Raw genomic sequence first — 1,319 nt, 5'->3', positions numbered from 1 at the left:
AGTACCAGCGTACGGCCCACAGAATGATGTCACGCTGAAAATGCCGGCCTTTGAATGGGTTCATGTGCAGCTCCATCAGCAAAAGGGGATGATAAGTTTATCACCACCGACTATTTGCAACAGTGCCAAGCGCGGTGTCCGGAATTTCAGGTTTGTGTCTCTACAAAGACTAACTATCAGAAAAACTCATCGAGCATCAAATGAAACTGCAATTTATTCATATCAGGATTATCAATACCATATTTTTGAAAAAGCCGTTTCTGTAATGAAGGAGAAAACTCACCGAGGCAGTTCCATAGGATGGCAAGATCCTGGTATCGGTCTGCGATTCCGACTCGTCCAACATCAATACAACCTATTAATTTCCCCTCGTCAAAAATAAGGTTATCAAGTGAGAAATCACCATGAGTGACGACTGAATCCGGTGAGAATGGCAAAAGCTTATGCATTTCTTTCCAGACTTGTTCAACAGGCCAGCCATTACGCTCGTCATCAAAATCACTAGCATCAACCAAACCGTTATTCATTCGTGATTGCGCCTGAGCGAGACGAAATACGCGATCGCTGTTAAAAGGACAATTACAAACAGGAATCGAATGCAACCGGCGCAGGAACACTGCCAGCGCATCAACAATATTTTCACCTGAATCAGGATATTCTTCTAATACCTGGAATGCTGTTTTCCCGGGGATCGCAGTGGTGAGTAACCATGCATCATCAGGAGTACGGATAAAATGCTTGATGGTCGGAAGAGGCATAAATGCCGTCAGCCAGTTTAGTCTGACCATCTCATCTGTAACATCATTGGCAACGCTACCTTTGCCATGTTTCAGAAACAACTCTGGCGCATTGGGCTTCCCATACAATCGATAGATTGTCGCACCTGATTGCCCGACATTATCGCGAGCCCATCTATACCCATATAAATCAGCATCCAGGTTGGAATTTAATCGCGGCCTCGAGCAAGACGTTTCCCGTTGAATATGGCTCATAACACCCCTTGTATTACTGTTTATGTAAGCAGACAGTTTTATTGTTCATGATGATATATTTTTATCGGCACTGTTGCAAATAGTCGGTGGTGATAAACTTATCATCCCCTTTTGCTGATGGAGCTGCACATGAACCCATTCAAAGGCCGGCATTTTCAGCGTGACATCATTCTGTGGGCCGTACGCTGGTACTGCAAATACGGCACTGTTGCAAAGTTAGCGATGAGGCAGCCTTTTGTCTTATTCAAAGGCCTTACATTTCAAAAACTCTGCTTACCAGGCGCATTTCGCCCAGGGGATCACCATAATAAAATGCTGAGGCCTGGC

At 44.7% G+C, this 1,319-nt stretch carries 1 protein-coding gene and 1 pseudogene; one reads left to right on the top strand and one right to left on the bottom strand.

Annotation, left to right across the window (positions count from 1 at the left end; all coding sequences use genetic code 11):
* Positions 1 to 176 precede the first annotated feature (176 nt).
* Complete coding sequence (locus FTU44_RS15035) at positions 177 to 992, bottom strand: aminoglycoside O-phosphotransferase APH(3')-Ia (RefSeq protein WP_000018326.1); 816 nt, start codon at positions 990 to 992, stop codon at positions 177 to 179.
* 129 nt (positions 993 to 1,121) lie between these two features.
* On the opposite strand from FTU44_RS15035, the pseudogene FTU44_RS15270 reads away from it, so the two are divergent.
* Positions 1,122 to 1,319 (top strand): annotated as a pseudogene (locus FTU44_RS15270) (hypothetical protein); the annotation flags it as partial.

It is taken from the genome of Acinetobacter sp. YH12105 (genome assembly GCF_013419095.1).
Classification (GTDB): Bacteria; Pseudomonadota; Gammaproteobacteria; order Pseudomonadales; family Moraxellaceae; genus Acinetobacter; species Acinetobacter pseudolwoffii.
Note: the sequence above shows the minus strand (reverse complement) of the source record. Positions and strands in the feature narration are given on the sequence as shown.